Source organism: Streptomyces sp. NPDC046759, assembly GCF_040645475.1.
Classification (GTDB): domain Bacteria; phylum Actinomycetota; class Actinomycetes; order Streptomycetales; family Streptomycetaceae; genus Streptomyces.
This window is the reverse complement of record NZ_JBEYYJ010000016.1, coordinates 58704-74875: the sequence shown is the minus strand read 5'-3', so window position 1 is coordinate 74875 and position 16172 is coordinate 58704. Positions and strand designations below refer to the sequence as shown.

General features: G+C 73.8%; 12 protein-coding genes and 5 tRNA genes. 11 read left to right on the top strand and 6 right to left on the bottom strand.

What is annotated here, in order from left to right; genetic code table 11:
* Positions 1 to 18: 18 nt before the first annotated feature.
* The 6 genes from ABZ919_RS22090 (at position 19) to ABZ919_RS22065 (ending at position 9692) form a co-directional block, all read left to right on the top strand.
* Positions 19 to 849, top strand: coding sequence for a MetQ/NlpA family ABC transporter substrate-binding protein (locus ABZ919_RS22090; protein ID WP_361250340.1), 831 nt, complete (start codon positions 19 to 21; stop codon positions 847 to 849).
* Positions 850 to 991: 142 nt separating this feature from the next.
* Entirely contained in the window at positions 992 to 1630 is a 639-nt protein-coding gene (locus ABZ919_RS22085; RefSeq protein ID WP_361250338.1) for a GNAT family N-acetyltransferase, read from the top strand.
* Between the two features lie 87 nt (positions 1631 to 1717).
* Positions 1718 to 2941 (top strand): precorrin-6y C5,15-methyltransferase (decarboxylating) subunit CbiE, encoded by a 1224-nt coding sequence (gene cbiE, locus ABZ919_RS22080; protein ID WP_361250335.1) that lies wholly within the window; start codon positions 1718 to 1720, stop codon positions 2939 to 2941.
* A gap of 345 nt (positions 2942 to 3286) precedes the next feature.
* Positions 3287 to 7432: a nicotinate-nucleotide--dimethylbenzimidazole phosphoribosyltransferase gene (gene cobT, locus ABZ919_RS22075; protein WP_361250332.1), complete on the top strand. Its 4146-nt coding sequence runs from the start codon at positions 3287 to 3289 to the stop codon at positions 7430 to 7432.
* Positions 7433 to 7575: 143 nt separating this feature from the next.
* Positions 7576 to 8808, top strand: coding sequence for a uroporphyrinogen-III C-methyltransferase (gene cobA / locus ABZ919_RS22070; protein ID WP_361250329.1), 1233 nt, complete (start codon positions 7576 to 7578; stop codon positions 8806 to 8808).
* 65 nt (positions 8809 to 8873) lie between these two features.
* Positions 8874 to 9692 carry an RNA methyltransferase gene (locus ABZ919_RS22065; RefSeq protein ID WP_361250327.1) on the top strand — a complete coding sequence of 273 codons (819 nt, stop codon included), beginning with the start codon at positions 8874 to 8876 and terminating at the stop codon, positions 9690 to 9692.
* Between the two features lie 47 nt (positions 9693 to 9739).
* On the opposite strand, the gene ABZ919_RS22060 is transcribed toward ABZ919_RS22065, so the two are convergent.
* Positions 9740 to 11152 carry a protein kinase gene (locus ABZ919_RS22060; RefSeq protein ID WP_361250325.1) on the bottom strand — a complete coding sequence of 471 codons (1413 nt, stop codon included), beginning with the start codon at positions 11150 to 11152 and terminating at the stop codon, positions 9740 to 9742.
* A gap of 613 nt (positions 11153 to 11765) precedes the next feature.
* On the opposite strand from ABZ919_RS22060, the gene ABZ919_RS22055 reads away from it, so the two are divergent.
* The 3 genes from ABZ919_RS22055 (at position 11766) to ABZ919_RS22045 (ending at position 13519) form a co-directional block, all read left to right on the top strand.
* The gene (locus ABZ919_RS22055; RefSeq protein ID WP_361250637.1) at positions 11766 to 11933 is read left to right on the top strand and encodes a hypothetical protein; all 168 of its coding nucleotides are present in this window, start codon (positions 11766 to 11768) and stop codon (positions 11931 to 11933) included.
* A gap of 261 nt (positions 11934 to 12194) precedes the next feature.
* Positions 12195 to 13148 carry an aminoglycoside phosphotransferase family protein gene (locus tag ABZ919_RS22050; RefSeq protein ID WP_361250322.1) on the top strand — a complete coding sequence of 318 codons (954 nt, stop codon included), beginning with the start codon at positions 12195 to 12197 and terminating at the stop codon, positions 13146 to 13148.
* Positions 13149 to 13228: 80 nt separating this feature from the next.
* Complete coding sequence (locus ABZ919_RS22045) at positions 13229 to 13519, top strand: zf-TFIIB domain-containing protein (protein ID WP_361250319.1); 291 nt, start codon at positions 13229 to 13231, stop codon at positions 13517 to 13519.
* Between the two features lie 48 nt (positions 13520 to 13567).
* On the opposite strand, the gene ABZ919_RS22040 is transcribed toward ABZ919_RS22045, so the two are convergent.
* The 5 genes from ABZ919_RS22040 to ABZ919_RS22020 form a co-directional block, all read right to left on the bottom strand.
* Positions 13568 to 13639, bottom strand: a tRNA-Val gene (locus ABZ919_RS22040).
* Positions 13640 to 13668: 29 nt separating this feature from the next.
* Positions 13669 to 13740, bottom strand: a tRNA-Val gene (locus ABZ919_RS22035).
* 47 nt (positions 13741 to 13787) lie between these two features.
* Positions 13788 to 13859, bottom strand: a tRNA-Val gene (locus tag ABZ919_RS22030).
* A gap of 1 nt (position 13860) precedes the next feature.
* Positions 13861 to 13934: transfer RNA gene (locus ABZ919_RS22025), tRNA-Cys, on the bottom strand.
* 38 nt (positions 13935 to 13972) lie between these two features.
* Positions 13973 to 14045, bottom strand: a tRNA-Gly gene (locus ABZ919_RS22020).
* 178 nt (positions 14046 to 14223) lie between these two features.
* On the opposite strand from ABZ919_RS22020, the gene ABZ919_RS22015 reads away from it, so the two are divergent.
* Both ABZ919_RS22015 and ABZ919_RS22010 read left to right on the top strand, forming a co-directional pair.
* Entirely contained in the window at positions 14224 to 15279 is a 1056-nt protein-coding gene (locus tag ABZ919_RS22015) for a chorismate-binding protein (RefSeq protein WP_361250317.1), read from the top strand.
* The gene (locus tag ABZ919_RS22010; protein WP_361250315.1) at positions 15276 to 16097 is read left to right on the top strand and encodes an aminodeoxychorismate lyase; all 822 of its coding nucleotides are present in this window, start codon (positions 15276 to 15278) and stop codon (positions 16095 to 16097) included. Before ABZ919_RS22015 ends, ABZ919_RS22010 begins: the two co-directional genes overlap by 4 nt.
* Positions 16098 to 16172 lie beyond the last annotated feature (75 nt).

Here is a 16172-nt window from a genome sequence, read left to right as displayed (position 1 = left end):
TAAGGAAAGGCACTTTTCGTGCGTAACACCGCCAAGTTCACCACCGTCGTCCTCGCCGCCGGAGCCCTCACCTTCGGGCTGACCGCCTGCGGCTCCGGCAGCTCCTCCAGCTCGCACGACTACAGCGGCCCGCTGGTCGTCGCCGCGAGCCCGACCCCGCACGCCGAGATCCTGAACTTCGTCAAGAAGAACCTGGCGAAGAAGGCGGGTCTCGACCTCGAGGTCAAGGAGTTCACCGACTACATCACGCCCAACACGGCGACCGAGGACGGCTCGGTGGACGCCAACTACTTCCAGAACCAGCCGTACCTGGACGACTTCAACAGCAAGCGCGGCACGCACATCGTGCCCGTCGTCACGGTGCACCTGGAGCCGCTCGGCCTGTACTCCCACAAGGTCAAGAAGGCCGACGCCCTGAAGAGCGGTGCGACCGTCGCCGTCCCCAACGACGCCGTGAACGAGGCCCGGGCGCTGAAGCTGCTCGCCACCGACGGGCTCATCACCCTCAAGTCCGGCGCCGGCAACGAGGCGACCCCGCAGGACATCACCAAGAACCCCAAGAACCTGAAGTTCAAGGAGGTCGAGGCGGCCCAGACCCCGCGCTCCCTGGACGACGTGGACGCTGCGGTCGTGAACGGCAACTACGCCATCTCCGCCGGCCTGAAGCCCGCCAAGGACGCCATCGTCCTCGAGTCCGCGAAGAACAACCCGTACGGCAACTTCCTCGCCGTGAAGAAGGGCAACGAGAAGGACCCGCGGGTCGAGAAGCTCGCCAAGCTCCTCACCTCGCCCGAGGTCAAGAAGTTCATCGAGGACAAGTACCAGGGCTCGGTCATCCCGTCCTTCTGACCTCTCGAAGATCACTCGCCGCCACGCACGGGGTCCGCGCCTTCACTTGGTGTGGACCCCGTCGTGCGGTTCAGTGCTTTCATGCTGCATGCTGGGCAGTTCAGCAGGCCCTGAACGTTTTTCGAAGGTTACGGAGCGGCGCATGACTGGCACCTTTCCCAACGTCTCCCTCAGCACGGAGCGGTTGGTCCTGCGCCCCTTCGAGGAGTCGGACATCGAGGCCTTCGCCGAGATGATGAACGACGAGCTGGTCACCACCTGGACGTCCGTCCCCCAGCCCTACACCGAGGCCGACGCCCGGGCCTGGATCACCGAGATCGCCCCTGCCGAACGCGCCGGTGGCCGCGGCATCGTCTTCGCGGTCGACGAGTTCCTCACCCAGCGCCTCGTGGGCGTCGTCCATCTGCAGAACACCGACTGGCGGGTGCGCTCGACGGAGATCGCCTACGTCGTCGCGCCATGGGCGCGAGGCGAGGGCTACGCCTCCGAGGCCGCCCTGGCCACCGCGCAGTGGCTGTTCCGCGACCAGAAGTTCGAGCGGCTGGAGCTGCGCACCGCCGCCGACAACGCCGCCTCGCAGCAGGTCGCCCAGAAGATCGGCTGCATCAGTGAGGGCGTCCTGCGGGGCGCCTGGATAGCCCGGAGCCGGGCGGCGGACGGGACATGGAAGGACGTCCGCACCGACGTCATCGTCTGGAGCCTGCTGCCGGAAGACCTGGCCGGTGCCGGCGACCAGCTCGCCGACACCAGCGGTTTCACGTCGTACTCGGACTGGAACTGAGTCACTGAGCTCCACCAGGTACCCTCACGGAGCCTGCCTGCAGGCCCCCATCCCTGACGACCTGCGAAGACCTGGAGAGAGACGACGATGGCCGACCGGGTCACGGTGATCGGCTGGGACGGCTCGCCGCTGACCGCCGCGGCACGCTCCGCTCTCGGCGCCGCCACGCTCGTGGCGGGCGCGGCCCATCACCTGGCGCTGCCCGAGGTCCCGCCCACCGCCGAACGCATCCGCCTCGGCAGCCTCGCACTCGCCGCCCGCCGCATCGCCGCCCACCGCGGCACCGCGGTCGTGCTCGCCGACGGCGACCCCGGCTTCTTCGGTGTCGTACGCACCCTGCGCGCACCGGAGTTCGGCCTGGAGGTCGAGGTCGTCCCCGCCGTCTCCGCGGTGGCCGCAGCCTTCGCCCGGGCCGGCATGCCCTGGGACGACGCCCAGGTGGTCGTCGCCCACCCGCGCACCCTGCGCCGGGCCGTGAACGTCTGCCGCGCCCACCCCAAGGTCGCCGTCCTCACCGCACCGGGCGCCGGACCCGCCGAGCTCGGTCTGCTGCTGGAGGGCGTCCACCGCACCTTCGTCATCTGCGAGGAACTGGGCACCGAACGCGAGCAGGTCACCGTCGTCACCTCCGACAACGCCCCCGACCACACCTGGCGCGACCCCAACGTCGTCATCGTCATCGGCGGGCCGGCGGGGGCGGGCGACAGCGGTGGCTGGATCGCCGGGCGCGACCCGGGCGCCGGCCCGCGCGGCTGGGTGCAACCCGACGAGACCTACGGCGACGGACGCGGGAGCGGCCTCGGAGAGGGCGAGACGGAACTGCTCCGCGCCGCCCAACTCGCCCGCCTCGGGCCCCGGGTCGGTGACCTCGTCTGGGACATCGGCAGCGGCAGCGGCGCGTTCGCCGCCGAGGCCGCGCGCGCCGGAGCCGCCGTCATCGCCGTCGACCACGACCCGGTGGCCTGCGCCCGCGCCGAGGGGGCCGCCCGCCGGTTCGGCGTCCAGCTCCAGGTGGTCCGGGGCAGCGCCCCGCACGTGCTGGAGAACCTGCCCGAACCGGACGTCGTCCGGGTCGGCGGCGGCGGAGCCGCCGTCGTCTCCGCGGTCGCCGACCGGCGCCCGCAGCGGATCGTCACGCACGCCGCGACCCGCGACGCGGCCGAACTCGTCGGCCGTGACCTGACCGAGCACGGATACCGGGTCGAGTGCGCCCTGCTCCAGTCCGTCGAGCTCGACACCCGCGCCTGGACCGAGACCGAGCGGAACGTGGCGTTCCTGCTCAGCGGGGTACTCCCGGACCGCGCCCCGTGATCCTGTTGTCGTACTGCGCGCGGTAGGCTGGCCGATCGTTGTACCGCACCGGGCGGCCCGGAACTTCGTTCGCCAATGTCCGGAAAGCGCGCCCGTTTTGGGGTGGGTGTGGTACTGCGGAACCGGAGGACGCGCAACGTGGCGCAGTCCACAGCGGACTGTCGCGGATCATGCTGTCGCGACGGCGGAACGGCCGGGACAATGCCACTGAATGGCTTTGTCGCCTTTTCCGGCGGGTCGTTCGTGCCGCTGGGCATGGACGCTCGTTCTTCACTACGGGCGGTCGGTGCGCCGTTCCGGGTGAGCTGGTCGTAGGAAGCACTAACCGATGGGCGAGGGGTACGCATGACCGACACCGGCCAGGTCCCGGGCGAGGGGCAGCCGGAGAGCGCAGGCATGGTGGAGCAGCCGGGCGTCCCCGCGCACGGTGCGTACACCTACCTCTCCGAAGGACCCGCCGAGGACGAAGACCTGCTGCTGCCGGGTGCCCAGGGCGCGTGGGGCAACGAGATTGCGCCGCCCCCTCCGGAACCGGTCGTCGAGGCCGTCCACGAGCCGGGCCCGCACGAGACGTCGGGCCGTGACAGCGGCTCCGTCGACCTCAGCGGCGTCCGCCTGCCGGAAACGGCCCCGGCGTCCGTGCCGCCGTCGCCGATCCTCGCGGCCCCGCAGGAACAGCAGGCCGCCGCGCAGCCGCCGCGCCGTCCGCTGCACCTCGGCCCGCCGATCCCCGACACCTCCGCCAGCCCGGTCCGCTCCCTGGCCGACCGCGGCCCGGCCGGAGCGCCGGTACGGCAGCCCGCCGCGCCCGCGACCGGCCCCGAGTACCTCGACGCCCAGCCGCTGCGCGACATGGCACCCCAGAGCGCCACCCCTTGGGGCGCGACGCCCGCCGACGTCCCGGCACCGGCCGCGGTGGCCCAGGTCGGCACGCGGGCACCGGCTGCCGAAACGGTTGACCCGGCCGCCGCCTCCGCGGACGCCGTCGCCGCCGCCGATCCGTCCGGCGCCGCCCAGGCCGCGGTCGCCCGCCTCACGAACCAGACGGCCGCACCGGCACCGGGCCCGGCCCAGGTGGTGCACGGCCACGACGGCGTACAGCCCGTGCACGCCCACGACGGTCTGCAGCACGTGCACGGCCACGACGGCGTGCATACCGCTCCCGCGGGTGAGGCTCCCGCGGACGTGCCGTCGTCCGTCGCCGGTCAGCCGGGCGAGGGCGCCTTCGAGCCCGCTCCGGCCGAGGGCCCCGCGAGCGGCCGGCTGCCGTCCGTTCCCGGCCACGGCGCCGAGGGCGTCCCGCAGGCTTCCGCCGATGCCGGGCAGGATGCGCCGACCGCGCAGTCCGCCGAGGCTGCGGCCGCCGCCGGTCAAGTCACCGAGGCCGGCGCACCCTTGCCCGACGCCGTCGCGGCACCCGCGGGGGTCGCCGGCACCGAGGCGGGTGACGCGACCGGCGAACAGGCCGCGCTCGCGCAGGATCCCCACACCGCCTCGGTCCCGGGGGTACCTCCGACCGCCCCCGCCGAACAGGTCGCCGTCATCGTGGACGAGGCGGAGGCGCACGACGTGCCGGGCCACCCCGTGCCCGCTCCGGAACCACAGGACGCTCAGGCCGCCGCCGGGGCGACCGAGCCCGTCCGGCCCGCCGAGCCGGCTCCGGCGGGTGCGGCCCCGGCACCGGTGGACGGCGCGCCGGCCGCCGACGCCGGACGGGCCTCCACGGCCGCCGAGGCGGTCGTCGCCGCGGACGGCGCGGGCACCGTTCCCGCGCTCCAGGTACCCGACACGGCCCAGGCCGCCCCCGAAGCGATGCCGCCCCAGGCCGAGTCGGCCGCCCCTGAGCAGCCCGCCCCGAACGCCCCCGCCCCCGCCCCCGTCGCCGTGGCGCCGCAGCCCGGCACCGAGGACGCCCGGCCCGACGCCGCGGACATCCGGCCCGGCACGTCGGCGGCGCAGCCCGCGCCCGCCGCCGAAGCCGCACAGACCCCCGAGGTGGCGCCCGAGGCCGGGGCCCTCGCCCTCGCGCCGGAGGCGGCGCAGACCGAGGCTCCCGCGGCCCAGCACGCCGCGGCGGCACCCGTCGCCACCGACGGCGCCGCCACGCCCGAGCCGCACCTTTACCCGGCCCACGGCCCCCAGCCGGCCGCAGTCACGGCGCCCACCGCCGAGGCAGAGGCCGGCGCCCCGGAGGCCCAGGCCGCTGTCGCGCCGCAGGCCCAGCCCGAGCCTGCCCCGCAGGACGCCGTCCTCCCGGTCGCGGTGGCCGAGGCGGCCGCGCCCGACGCCGCCCCCGCCGCGCCGCAGCCGCAGCCCGCCGAGGCCGACGCCGCGCCGGTCACCGACGGCACCCCCGCACCGGCCGCCACCGGCGCCGAGCCGACGACGGCCACCCCGGCCGACGGTGTCCCCGCCGACCCGGAGACCGGCGGGCCGGACGCCCCCGCCGAACAGGCCGAGCCGCTGCCGTCCAACGTTCCGCAGCAGGCACACCCCGAGCAGCCGCTCGGGCAGTTCGTGCCGGTCGACGGCCAGGTGCCCACCACCCCCCACCTGGCGCCGACCCCGCCGCAGCCCCTGGTCCTCCCCCCGGACGAGGGTCAGGAGCCGGTGGCCACGGTACCCGCGCCCCGGGAGGGCGAGCAGGCAGCCGTGCCCACCCCCGATGTCGTACAGCACGCGGAGGACCTGCAGACCAGGGCCGCCGACCCGGAAGAAGAGAGCACGGCCGCAGTGGTGGAAGCACGACAGCCCACCGGTCCCGCAGCGCCCGGCTACGCCGACGCGGAGCGCGAGGCCGTCCTCAAAGTCATGCGCGAGCGCAGGGACATCCGCAACGGCTTCCGCAGCGACCCCATCCCGCACGAGGTGCTGCTGCGCGTCCTGGAGGCCGCCCACACCGCGCCCTCCGTCGGCCACTCGCAGCCCTGGGACTTCGTCGTCATCCGTTCCGCCGAGACCCGGCGGACGATGCACGAACTGGCGACGCGTCAGCGCGAGGCCTACGCCAAGTCGCTGCCCAAGGGCCGGGCCAAGCAGTTCAAGGAACTGAAGATCGAGGCCATCCTCGACACCCCGGTCAACATCGTCGTCACCGCCGACCCCACCCGCGGCGGCCGGCACACCCTGGGCCGTCACACCCAGCCGCAGATGGCGCCCTACTCCTCGGCGCTCGCGGTGGAGAACCTCTGGCTCGCCGCCCGCGCCGAAGGACTCGGCGTCGGCTGGGTCAGCTTCTTCGACGAGCGGGAGATGGTCCGCGCGCTCGGCCTGCCCGAGCACCTGGAGGTCGTCGCCTACCTGTGCGTCGGGTACGTCGACGAGTTCCCGGACGAGCCCGAGCTGATGCAGGCCGGCTGGTCCAAGCGGCGCCCCCTGTCCTGGGTGGTCCACGAGGAGACGTACGGCCGCCGCGCCCTGCCCGGAGAGGAACCCCACGACCTGCTTGCCGAGACCGTCGCACAGATCCGCCCGCTCGACGCCAAGGCCCTCGGCGAGGCCTGGGAGCGCCAGAAGCGCATGACCAAGCCGGCCGGCGCGCTCGGCATGCTGGAGATCATCTCCGCACAGCTGTCCGGGCTGTCCCGGCAGTGCCCGCCGCCCATCCCGGAGCCCGCCGCCGTCGCCATCTTCGCCGGCGACCACGGCGTGCACGCCCAGGGCGTCACCCCCTGGCCGCAGGAGGTCACCGCGCAGATGGTGGCCAACTTCCTCGGCGGGGGAGCGGTCTGCAACGCCTTCGCGGGCCAGGTCGGCGCCGAGGTGTGCGTGGTGGACGTCGGTGTCGCCGCAGACCTGCCCGCCACCCCCGGTCTGCTGCCCCGCAAGATCCGCGGTGGCACCTCCGACATGACCACCGGCCCTGCGATGACCCGCGAGGAGGCCAAGGCGGCCATCGAGGTCGGCATCGAGACCGCCCGCGACCTGGTGGCGGCCGGCAACAAGGCGCTGCTGACCGGTGAGATGGGCATCGCCAACACGACGGCGTCCGCCGCGCTGATCTCCGTCTTCACCGGTGCCGACCCGGCGGAGGTCACCGGCCGCGGCACCGGCATCAACGACGAGACGCTGGCCCGCAAGACGGAGGTCGTCCGCCGCGCCCTGGAACTCCACCAGCCGGACCCGGCCGACCCGATCGGTGTCCTCGCGGCCATCGGCGGCTTCGAGCACGCCGCCATGGTCGGCCTGCTGCTCGGCGGCGCGTCGCTGCGCACGCCGGTGATCCTGGACGGCGTCAGCGCCGGCGCCGCCGCCCTCGTCGCCCGTGCCGTCGCCCCCGAGGTGCTGGCCGCCTGCATCGCCGGCCACCGTAGCGCCGAGCCCGGCCATGTGGCCGCGCTCAACAAGCTGGGCCTGCGCCCCCTGGTCGATCTCGACCTGCGGCTGGGCGAGGGCACGGGAGCCCTTCTCGCCCTGCCGCTCGTGCAGAGCACGGCCCGGGCGATGCACGAGGTGGCCACGTTCGACTCGGCGGGAGTCACCGAGAAGTAGGCGTCACGGCACGGGGTGGTCCGGTGTTCAGCTGCCGGACCACCCCGTCCCCTGTGCCCCGGGCACAGCTAAAATCGCACGTCAGGGCCGCTCCGAAGGTGCAGCGGGCCCCCAACGCACAGCTGCACGAGGAGCCGCCCCTCATGGCCGAACACCCCGCCTACCCCGTAGGCCTTCGCCTCTCCGGCCGCCGTGTGGTCGTCCTGGGCGGCGGTCAGGTCGCCCAGCGCCGCCTGCCGGCACTGATCGCGGCGGGCGCGGACGTCGTCCTCGTGTCCCCGGAGGCGACACCCTCCGTCGAGGCCATGGCGGACGCGGGCGAGATCACCTGGGTCGAACGCCCGTACCGGGACGGCGACCTCGCCGAGGCCTGGTACGCCCTGATCGCCACCAGCGACCCGCAGGCCAACGCCGCCGCCTCCGCCGAGGCCGAGCGGCACCGTGTGTGGTGCGTCCGCTCCGACGACGCCGACGCCGCCACCGCCTGGACCCCGGCCACCGGGACCAGCGAGGGCGTGACGGTCGCCGTCCTCACCACCGAGGCCCGCGGCCGCGACCCGCGGCACACCGCCGCCATCAGGGACGCCGTCGTCGAGGGCCTGCGCGACGGCACCCTCGTCGCCCCGCACCACCGCACCCGCACGCCCGGCGTCGCCCTCGTCGGCGGCGGCCCCGGCGACCCGGACCTGATCACGGTCCGCGGCCGCCGCCTGCTCGCCGAGGCCGACGTCGTCATCACCGACCACCTGGGCCCGCGCGACCTGCTCGCCGAACTCTCCCCGGGCGTCGAGGTGATCGACGCGGCGAAGCTGCCGTACGGGCGCTTCATGGCCCAGGAGGCCATCAACGACGCGCTGATCGAGTACGCCAAGCAGGGCAAGTCGGTCGTACGGCTCAAGGGCGGCGACCCGTTCGTCTACGGCCGGGGGATGGAGGAGGTCAACGCCCTCGCCGAGGCCGGTATCCCGTGCACCGTCGTGCCCGGCATCTCCAGCTCCATCTCGGTTCCGGGTGCGGCCGGCATCCCGGTCACCCACCGGGGCGTGGCCCACGAGTTCACCGTGGTCAGCGGGCACATCGCCCCCGACGACGAGCGCTCCCTGGTGGACTGGCCGGCGCTGGCCCGGCTCACGGGCACCCTCGTCGTCCTCATGGGCGTCGGCACCATCGGGAAGGTCGCCGAGACGCTCGTCGCCCACGGCAAGTCCCCCGACACCCCGGTAGCCGTCATCCAGGAGGGAACCACGGCCGCCCAGCGGCGCGTGGACGCCACCCTCGCCACGGTCGGCGAGACCGTCCGCACGCAGGAGGTCAAGGCCCCGTCGGTCATCGTCATCGGCGAGGTCGTCACCGTGGGCCCGCGACCGACCGCGTAACCCCGGGTAACCCGACCCGTCTCCAGCCGTTGGCACCGCACCCAGGACAAGGCAGTATCACCCCTGTGGCCGATCTCATCACCGTCGAGGATCCCGAAGACCCCCGCCTGCGCGACTACACGGGCCTGACCGACGTCGAGCTGCGCCGCAAGCGCGAGCCCGCCGAGGGCCTGTTCATCGCCGAGGGCGAGAAGGTCATCCGCAGGGCCAAGGAAGCGGGCTACGAGATGCGCTCCATGCTGCTCTCGGCCAAGTGGATCGACGTCATGCGCGACGTGATCGACGAACTCCCTGCACCGGTCTACGCCGTCAGCCCCGAAGTCGCCGAGCAGGTCACCGGCTACCACGTGCACCGCGGCGCGCTCGCCTCCATGCAGCGCAAGCCGCTGCCCACGGCCAATGAACTCCTGCGCTCCGCACGCCGGGTCGTGGTCATGGAGTCGGTCAACGACCACACCAACATCGGCGCCATCTTCCGCTCGGCCGCCGCCCTCGGCATGGACGCGGTCCTGCTGTCGCCCGACTGCGCCGACCCGCTGTACCGGCGGAGCGTCAAGGTCTCCATGGGCGCGGTGTTCTCGGTGCCGTACGCCCGTCTGGAGACCTGGCCGAAGGGCCTGGAGTCGGTCCGCGAAGCCGGCTTCACGCTGCTGGCGCTCACCCCGGACGACAAGGCCCGCTCCTTCGACGAGGCCGCCCCCCACAAGATGGACCGGGTGGCCCTGATGCTCGGCGCCGAGGGCGACGGACTGTCCACCCAGGCCCTGGTCGCCGCCGACGAATGGGTCCGCATCCCGATGTCCCACGGCGTCGACTCGCTGAACGTGGGCGCGGCCGCGGCGGTCGCCTTCTACGCGGTGACCACCGGCCGCCCGGAGTCCTGACCGGCCCGTTCCGGCCGGTGCCCACCGGCCGGTGCCCGAAGAGCCGGCTACTTCCCGAAGTCCTGGCTCGGCGCCGAACCGAACAGGTCGGACAGCGGCCGGTCGGAGTCCGGTGTCCCGGGATCCGGCTGTACGTGCTGCGCACGCCGGACGCCGTCGTCGCGCAGTCCGCGGGCCGGCCCCTGGCAGCCCTGCGCCACCGCGATGCCGAGCGCCACGAGCAGCGTCACCACGACGAACACGAACAGCCGCTGGCGCAGCAGCCGGGGATTGGCGGGCCGCCGACCGGTGCCCGTCGCCCGCTGCGCCGGCCGCCCGGAACCGCCGCGCGCGGCGGGACGGCTCCCGTTGCCCGAGCGCGAGGCGCCGCCGCGCGGCGCCGGAGTCGGGCGCGCCTGGCCCGGCCGTGCCGGGACACCGGTGCCGTTGCCGCGCGGGCCGCTGCCGGTGCGTGCGGGCGCACCGCCGCGTGACGGCGCACCGCCCCGCACGGGGGCGGCACCGCGCGGCGGCGTGCCGGAATGGCCGCGCCGCTGGGTGCGCTGCTGCTCGGGGTAGGTGTCGACGAGCCGCCCGGTGGGACGGTCCGCCTCCGCGGCGCGCGGCGCGGGCGGCCGTACGTCGGTCAGGCCCTGCGCCTCGCGGGCGGCGATCTCCTTGAGCCGCAGCGACAGCTGCAGCGTGCTGGGCCGATCCTCGGGATCCTTCGCCAGGCAGGCCCTGACCAGTGGGGCGATCGCGTCCGGCACACCGTGCAGCTGCGGCTCCTCGTGCACCACCCGGTACAGCATCACCTCGGAACTGCCGTGCCCGAACGGCGAGTCGCCGGTGGAGGCGTAGGCGAGGGTGGCACCCAGCGAGAAGACGTCCGTCGCCGGGGTGACGGCCGCACCGCGCACCTGCTCGGGCGCGAGGAAGCCGGGGGAGCCCACGGCCGTGCCGACGTGGGTGAGCGTGGACGCGCCGGTGGCCCAGGCGATGCCGAAGTCGATGATCCGCGGCCCCTTCGGGGACAGCAGGATGTTGGAGGGTTTCAGGTCCCGGTGGACGACACCGGCCTCGTGCACCGCGACCAGCCCCTCGGACAGCGCCGCGCCGATCGCCGCCGTGTCGGCGGCGCCCAGCGCGCCCTCGTCGGCGACCTTGTCGTGCAGGGAGGGCCCGGGCACGTACTGGGTGGCGAACCAGGGCCGCTCGGCCTCCAGGTCCGCGGCGACCAGCCGGGCCGTGCAGCCGCCCCTGATCCGCCGGGCCGCCGAGACCTCGCGGGCGAACCGGGACCGGAACTCCTGATCCTCCGCCAGATCGGGGCGGATCACCTTCAGCGCGACCCGCTGCCCCTTCTTGTCGGAGCCGAGGTAGACGACACCCATCCCGCCCGCGCCGAGCCGTCGGTGAAGCCTGAACGAGCCGACGACGCGCGGGTCCTCGCGCCTCAGGCGCATCATCGCCATGTTCATCCCCGCTGCCCGGTCCCTGTGACGTGGCACAGCTTACGTTTCCACGGCCGCCTGCGCGCAGAGGCCGCGCCCTCGGGCCCGGACGGATTGCACCGGCGGCGGGTACGACGTGAAACACGGTCAGGAAGTCGGCGGCTGCGGTGGCGTTGGCGCGAGCTTGCCCCCAACAAGAAGCCTGCGGACGTCTGTTGGGGAAGCGGGACGGCAGGTGGTGCCGGGTGACGCACACGCCTGACGCGCACCGCGGACCCGCCGGAGGTCCACGCGCCGGGCAGGCCCCGAACCGGCCGCAGCGGCGGCCCCACCCCCGACCGGAGTGATCGAAGTCACTCCTCCCGGCCTGTCGGATCCTTCGGACATGACCGGACACGGCAGGCGTCCCCTCCGGGAAGACCCGGAGACCCGGAGCCGCGTCTCCACCCAGGGGAGTACGTCCCGCGCGGTGGCTCATCCTCCGGGAGGCCCGGCAATCGGTACGAAGGCATGACGCCCGGCGCCCTCCCCCCCACCTAGATTTGAGGTCAAGCGGCGGGTGCAGCACTCGTCCCCCGAGGTCAGACGCCCGCCGCTGCCAACGGCAACCGACAAGGTCAGGAGAGGGACCATGGCCCACATGGCACCGCGACGCCCCGCGTTCGCGCCGCGCCGGACGGGCCGCCGCCACCCCTTGGTGGCGACGCTCATGGCCCTTCCCCTGGCGGCCCTGCTCCTGCTCGTCTTCGACGGCTGGGAGACGGTGGCCACACAAGCGTCGTCCGTGGGTGCGATGCTGGGGCGCTGAGCGGCGACCCCAGGCCCGGAAGAGCGGTCCGGGCGGGGACATCCATCCAGGAAACCCCGTGGGGACGGGGGTGCGGCGGACGGCACTGATGCCGGCGCAGCTGGGGAGCTGCGCCGGCATTGCGCCGTTTCCCGGGCCGACGGCGCCGGTCCTCCGGTCGCGGTGCCGGCGGGTCTTCGGGTGCCTCCAGGGGCGGCCGGCTCCCCGGGCCCCGAGAATTGCGTACGCTCGCCCCACACCCCGACCGCAGAGGCGCCCCCGTTGACCCTCCTCGCCGCGCTCACCGCCGAGGTCCGAGCCGCCGCACACCCGGACGACGCCGGAGCCTCCTGCGCCTGCGCCGACAGCGGCACGCCCCTCGCCGACCGCCCGGACGCCACGGTCGTACGGCACGCCGACACCGTCGCCAAGGCCCACGCCCCCGGCACGGACCCCGCCGAGCTCACCCTCCGGCTCGCCGTGGCGGCCCGCCTCCCGGACGTCCTCCTGCCCCCGCTCGTCCCGGCCCCCGCCTGCGTGCACGACCGCCTGGTGACCTTCTGGCCGTACGGCGCCCCCGTGGCCCCGGACGATCCGGACGCGGCCCCCTGGGAGGCCACGGGTGCTCTCCTCGCCCGTCTGCACCGCACGCGCCCGCCCGCCGGCCTGCCCCCGATGCGCGGTCCCGCCAAGGCCGCCCGCGCCATCGCGCGACTCCACGCGGCCCTGAGCTCCGGAGCCGGGCATCACCCGGACGCCGCCCCCGTCCTCGCCGCCTGGGCCGCCCTCCCCGCCTGGGCCCGCGCCGAGGCCCCCATGCCCGGCACCCCGTCCCTCTGCCACGGCGACCTGCACCTCGGCCAGCTCGTCCGTCACCCGGCACCGGGCGGCCCCTGGCGGCTGATCGACGTCGACGACCTGGGAACCGGCATCCCGGCCTGGGACCTCGCCCGCCCCGCCGCCTGGTACGCCTGCGGGCTCCTCCCGCCCGGCGAGTGGACCCGTTTCCTCGGCGCGTACCAGCGGGCCGGCGGCCCGGCCGTACCCGCCACCGGCGATCCCTGGCCCGTCCTGGACGTCCCGGCCCGCGCGCTGACCGTGCAGACGGCCGCGCTGGCCCTCGCCAAGGCGCTCGCGGCAGGTCGTCCGCTGGACGAGGTGGAGCGGGCGGTCGTCGAGGCATGTGCCCGAATGGTCCAGATTCCACACCAGTTGGCGTCCGACGCCACGGACTAGGCTGCAACCGGCCGGGGCTGCACGGAGTCTGTCCCGGGGAGACGGGAAGCAGGACCGACCGGCGAGGAGTTGAGCCGACGATGCATTGTCCGAAGTGCCACGCACCGATGCACACCTACAACCGCAGCGGTGTCCAGATCGAGCAGTGCAGCGGCTGCCGCGGCATCTTCCTCGACTACGGCGAGCTGGAGGCGCTGACCCAGATGGAGGCCCAGTGGTCCAAGCCGGTCCCGCCGGCTCCGCAGGCGTACCCGGCTCCGCCCGCGCCGGCCTGGGGCGCCCCGCACGGCGGTCACCACGGCGGCCACGGCCACCATGACCACCACGGGCACCACCACAAGAGCTGGGCCCACATGCTCTTCTCCAGCTGAGCGCACGAAGAAGCCCCTGGTCACGAGACCGGGGGCTTCCTGGATGCGTGGACGATACTGGGATTGAACCAGTGACCTCTTCCGTGTCAGGGAAGCGCTCTCCCGCTGAGCTAATCGTCCGCGGGCCGTGACCCGAGAGTCACAGACAGTGCGCGATACTGGGATTGAACCAGTGACCTCTTCCGTGTCAGGGAAGCGCTCTCCCGCTGAGCTAATCGCGCGGGCGGGGATCTTCGAGAAGACCCGTGGATCTTGCGAGAAGATCCAGTGGACGATACTGGGATTGAACCAGTGACCTCTTCCGTGTCAGGGAAGCGCTCTCCCGCTGAGCTAATCGTCCTTGGAGGTGGAGACGGGATTTGAACCCGTGTAGACGGCTTTGCAGGCCGTTGCCTCGCCTCTCGGCCACTCCACCAGGAGTGTAGGGGATCGGGACGACCCCTTCTTCCTTCGAGCGGACGACGAGGCTCGAACTCGCGACCTCAACCTTGGCAAGGTTGCGCTCTACCAACTGAGCTACGTCCGCTTGTCGTTTCGTTCCGCTTCCGCGTCCCGGCGACGTGTTGAACTCTAGCGGATTCCCGGGCCAGTACAAAAACGCGTTTGCGCAGCGTGCTGCGCTGCCCCCGGCGGGACCCGTGGTCAGAGCCCCCTCGGGGACACTCCGGGGTCACCCGTCGGACACCCGACCTAGACTCGACCACGTGCTGCACCACCCTTTCGGCCTCCCTCCTCTGGCCCGCTTCGGCGACCGTGTCGCAACCGGCCTCCTCGACGTGACCAGCGACGCCGCCGCCCTGGATTCCGCGGGCTTCTGGGCCGTCTGCGCCGACTTCGAGGGCCGGCTGACCTGTGCCCGCTTCGCGGACGTGCGTGTGGAGCCCGTGCCCGCTCCGGTGCGGGGCGGCTGGCGAGGCCCTGCGGCGGGGGACTGGACCTCCTCCCTCGACCGGGCCGCGTACACCGCGGCCGTCGGCCGGATCCGCGAGCACATCGCGGCCGGCGAGGTCTACCAGGCCAATCTCTGCCGTGTGCTCAGCGCGCCGGTCGCCCCGGACGCCGACGTGGACGCCCTGACCGCTCTGCTGGCCCGCGGCAACCCGGCGCCGTACGCAGGAACGATCCGCCTGCCGGAGCACGGTGTGGAGATCGCCACCGCCTCGCCCGAGCTGTTCCTGCGCCGGGACCACCGGGTCGTGGAGTCGGGGCCCATCAAGGGCACCGGACGCACGGAGGCGGACCTCCTGGACAAGGACTACGCCGAGAACGTCATGATCGTGGACCTGGTCCGCAACGACATGGGACGCGTCTGCGCGACCGGCAGCGTGAGCGTCCCCGACCTGTGCGCCGTGGAGAAGCACCCCGGCCTGGTCCACCTGGTCTCCACCGTCCGCGGCGAGCTGCGCGAGGCAGCCGGCTGGCCCGAGCTCCTCGCGGCCGCCTTCCCGCCCGGCTCGGTGACCGGCGCGCCGAAGTCGAGCGCCCTGCGGATCATCGAGGCCCTGGAGACCGCATCGCGCGGGCCCTACTGCGGCGGCATCGGCTGGGTCGACGCCGACCGCGGGGCCGGGGAGCTGGCCGTGGGCATCCGCACCTTCTGGATCGACCGGGAGGCCGGGATGCTGCGCTTCGGCACCGGCGCCGGCATCACCTGGGGCTCGGACCCGGAGGGGGAGTGGCGGGAGACCGAGCTGAAGGCGTCCCGGCTGCTCGCGGTAGCGTCGGGAGCGTACGACGCGAGTGGAGGGGTGTTGGCATGAAGATCTGGCTGGACGGCGGGCTGCGGGACCTGGAGTCCGCGCGTGTCTCCGTCTTCGACCACGGGCTGACCGTCGGCGACGGCATCTTCGAGACGGTGAAGGCGGTCCACGGAAGGCCCTTCGCGCTCACCCGGCACCTGGACCGGCTGACCCGCTCGGCCCGGGGCCTGGGCCTGCCCGACCCCGACCACGACGAGGTCCGCGAGGCCTGCGTGGCGGTCCTGGAGGCCAACCCGATGCCGCTCGGCCGGCTGCGGATCACCTACACCGGCGGCCACGGCCCGCTCGGCTCCGACCGCGGCGAGCACGGCCCCACCCTGGTGGTCGCCGTCGGGGAGACCGCCCGCCGCCCGGACACCACCGCCGTCATCACCGTCCCGTGGACCCGCAACGAGCGCGGCGCGCTCACCGGCCTGAAGACCACCTCGTACGCCGAGAACGTCGTCGCCCTCGCCCGCGCCCATGAACACGGTGCCTCGGAAGCGCTGTTCGGCAACACGGTCGGACAGCTCTGCGAGGGCACCGGCTCGAACGTCTTCGTCGTCCTGGACGGCGAACTCCACACCCCGCCGGTCGGCTCCGGGTGTCTTGCCGGCATCACCCGCGCGCTCGCCGTCGAGTGGGCGGGCGCCAAGGAGACCGACCTGCCGCTGGACGTGCTCCACCGCGCCGACGAGATCTTCCTGACCTCCACCCTGCGGGACGTCCAGGCCGTGCACCGGGTCGACGACCGCGAGCTGTCCGGCACCCCGGGCCCGGTGACCGCCAAGGCCATGCAGATCTTCGACGAGCGGTCCGGGCAGGACCTGGACCCCTGATCCCGGCCTGGACCGTCCTGGCGGGCCGGGTCCCGGAAAACAGGCTGACTCGGCGGCCGGTGGCGGGTAGAACAC

What these genes read in the sequence shown, in the direction of transcription:
- ABZ919_RS22085 (WP_361250338.1), top strand. Translation starts at nt 992, where the DNA reads ATGACTGGCACCTTTCCCAACGTCTCCCTCAGCACGGAGCGGTTGGTC.
- cbiE (WP_361250335.1), top strand. Translation starts at nt 1,718, where the DNA reads ATGGCCGACCGGGTCACGGTGATCGGCTGGGACGGCTCGCCGCTGACC.
- cobT (WP_361250332.1), top strand. Translation starts at nt 3,287, where the DNA reads ATGACCGACACCGGCCAGGTCCCGGGCGAGGGGCAGCCGGAGAGCGCA.
- cobA (WP_361250329.1), top strand. Translation starts at nt 7,576, where the DNA reads ATGGCCGAACACCCCGCCTACCCCGTAGGCCTTCGCCTCTCCGGCCGC.
- ABZ919_RS22060 (WP_361250325.1), bottom strand. Translation starts at nt 11,152, where the DNA reads ATGAACATGGCGATGATGCGCCTGAGGCGCGAGGACCCGCGCGTCGTC.
- ABZ919_RS22055 (WP_361250637.1), top strand. Translation starts at nt 11,766, where the DNA reads ATGGCACCGCGACGCCCCGCGTTCGCGCCGCGCCGGACGGGCCGCCGC.
- ABZ919_RS22045 (WP_361250319.1), top strand. Translation starts at nt 13,229, where the DNA reads ATGCATTGTCCGAAGTGCCACGCACCGATGCACACCTACAACCGCAGC.
- ABZ919_RS22010 (WP_361250315.1), top strand. Translation starts at nt 15,276, where the DNA reads ATGAAGATCTGGCTGGACGGCGGGCTGCGGGACCTGGAGTCCGCGCGT.